Raw genomic sequence first — 2,989 nt, forward strand, 5'->3', positions numbered from 1 at the left:
CGTTCATGGCGTCTATTTTCCTCCATATCCTCTTAGTCCACGAAACAAAAGTTATGCTGATTCAAGCCGCCATTGCATTAGCATGTGCTTACTTTGTGACTTATGGCGTAATGGACGCGGAACTGCGAGTGATGGTGGAATGGCCGTACGTACCGATTTTTCTATTTACTTACATTTTTGGCAACCTGTTCTATTTTCGTAACCAAATTGAACATGAAGCGAAGGTGTCGATTGCCAAGTCTTTTGGCGCAGGGATTGCGCATGAAATGAGAAATCCATTAAGTGCGTTAAAAGCGTCAATTGAAGTAATGGGTTCAGTATTGCCCAATCCTACGGCATCCAAATCAGAATCTTATACGCTACCGTCTAAAGATTTAGAGCTGATTGCTGGGCTATTAAGAGATGCTGATGAAGTCATTCGCTCCGGTAATGAGACCATTGATTTGCTGTTAACCTCGATTGATCAAAATAGGGTCTCAACATCGACCTTTAAAAAGCATGCTGCAAAGCCTGTTATAGAAGAGGCACTGCGCAGTTTTTCTTATAAAAGACCAGAAGACAGGCAGGCAGTGACTCTTAAGGTGGTGGATGACTTTGATTTTTTAGGCAGCAGTACACTGTTAAAATACGTGCTCTACAATCTACTCAAGAATGCGTTCTACTATCAAAATAACGATATGTTTAATATCCATATCACCTTGAAATCAAGTGAGAATTGCCACCAAATTACAGTGAAAGACAATGGTGTTGGTATTGAACCTCATTTGCTGGACGATATTTTTAAAGACTTTTATACCTTCGGTAAAAATGGCAGCTATGGTCTGGGGTTACCCTTTTGCCGTAAAGTAATGCATGCTTTTGGAGGGGATATTATCTGCCGTTCTGAACTTGGAGAGTGGACGGAGTTTACTTTAACGTTTCCCGAGTATGATTCGCAAGCCGTCGCTAATATTAAACTCGATCTAATGAAGGCGAAATCTCTGCTTTATATTGGCAAAACGAGCATAGTGAATCGTTATCTCAGTGAGAAATCGTTCTATCTTGGTTTCCAGCTTAATGTCTTAGAGCCTGAGAGTGCTTTGCGTCGAGAAGAGTTTGAATTTGAGTTTGATCTGATCTTTGTGGATCTGCAAACGTTGGATGAAACGCCGGATTACTTAACCAAACTGGAACCTAAACTGCATTTTACACAAGCAAAAGTTTGCTATTTATATGACCAAAATCAGCGTTACGCGCTGACGATGGAGCGTCATTTAACCATTTACCCAATTGAAAAGCACAAATTGTTATTGGATGGATCGGCGATTATTGATGAACTACTCTTTGAAACGGAAGAGCTTATTGCCGATAAAAATGTTATCCCGTTAAAACAATATGATTATGAAAAACGAATTTTGTTGGTCGATGATAACCACTCCTTACGTAGCTTCACCGCTCTGCTGCTAGAAAAGCAAGGGTATGAAGTACTGCAAGCGAGCGATGGGGAATTAGCATTACAAATGTTGGCCAATAATTCAATTGACTTGGTGTTAATGGATATTGAAATGCCGATTATGGATGGTATTTCGGCCACTTTATCTATCCGTTCATCCACCGCTTCTTACAGTAAAGTGCCTATTATTGGGCATACGGGTGACAATAGCCCTTCAACGATAGAAAAAATCCGTACATCAGGAATGAATGATTACGTTTTAAAACCAGCGGATAAAACGCTATTGTTAAAAAAATTAAGTCACTGGATTTAATAACCCTAGGTAAACCCTAGGGTTATTCCTTACCTTATCCTTCTTATTTGAGATTGCACCATTGGTTTAGTATGTCGATGCGTGACTTACTTGAAATAGAGACTGCTATCATTTTGGGCCCTTTCACACACAGTTAATATGGTATCAATTTGTGAGTCAGTGACATTACTATTTAACGAAAGCCGAATAATGTTTTTATTCTTTGAAGTGGCAGGCCTGCAAAAAACAGCACCAAATATTTGATTCTCTTCTAAATAATCGCGAACTTTTTCTGTATTTCGTTCATCTCCGGTTTCTAGCGCTATGATTTGGGACTCACTTCGTACGCTTAGCCCTATACTATTTAGTCCACGACGCAGTGTGTGTGCATTGCGGTGCAACTGAGTTCTTTTAGAATCGGCTGATTTGATAATGTCCAATGTCGCTTCTAACGCTTCGACTTCATAAGGCAAAATAGTTGAACTAAAAATAGCGGGATAACCCACAAAAGGGATACAGTGATTCACATTATTATTCGCCCAAATAGCGCCAGCGCGATACGCGAACGTTTTCGCAAGGCTAGCTGTAATAAAGTCAACCTCTGCTGTTAACCCTAATTCACTGACAAGTCCTGCACCTTTTTCGCCATGTGTGCCAAGTGAATGCGACTCATCAACTAAAATGGCGCATCCATACTCTTTGGCGATAGTGACCAAATCGGTGAGTGGTGCAATCGTACCTATAGTGCTGTAAATCGAATCAACCACAATGAGCCCTGGGCCGTGCCGAGCGATCAGTTTTTGCAAATGATCACAATTATTGTGCATGAATGGGTGAATATTGGCATTAGCATAACGAGCACCTTCCCACATTGACATGTGAGCAAAAAAATCAATGTAGACGTTACTTTGTGGCCCACACACGGCTTGCAACAAGGCAGTATTAGCATTCCATCCTGATTGAGAAAGAAGGCAACTATCAAAGCCTACAAATTCTGCAAATTTCGTTTCTAATGAAGGTTTAGACTCTTCATCTTGTAGAAAAATAGCGGACATAAAAACACTATCATGTGTTTTATCGATGGCATTTTTCAGCCGTGCTTTAATTAATGGATGATCAGCCAAGTTTAAATAATCATTACTTTGTAACACTATGTCGTTTTTTGTTGGCCTTTTCCCTAGGACTAGGTGTTTTCCGTTAGCATTTGCATTAATCAAATCATTGATAAAATAGTCAATTCTAGATTGTATAGAAGCCGGTAGTTC

Annotated in this window: 2 protein-coding genes; one reads left to right on the top strand and one right to left on the bottom strand. The window is 40.0% G+C overall.

Translation table 11 applies throughout. From position 1 onward, the window contains the following. The coding region (locus B9J84_RS14605; RefSeq protein WP_404207498.1) for a response regulator at positions 1-1,745 on the top strand (1,745 nt) is incomplete at its 5' end. A gap of 86 nt (positions 1,746-1,831) precedes the next feature. Here B9J84_RS14605 and cqsA read toward each other — a convergent pair. Next, a partial coding sequence (gene cqsA, locus B9J84_RS14610) for an alpha-hydroxyketone-type quorum-sensing autoinducer synthase (RefSeq protein ID WP_094124445.1) occupies positions 1,832-2,989 on the bottom strand: 1,158 nt, incomplete at its 5' end.

The sequence above is a fragment of the Vibrio sp. V03_P4A6T147 genome, from assembly GCF_002241085.1.
Taxonomy (GTDB): Bacteria; Pseudomonadota; Gammaproteobacteria; order Enterobacterales; family Vibrionaceae; genus Vibrio; species Vibrio anguillarum.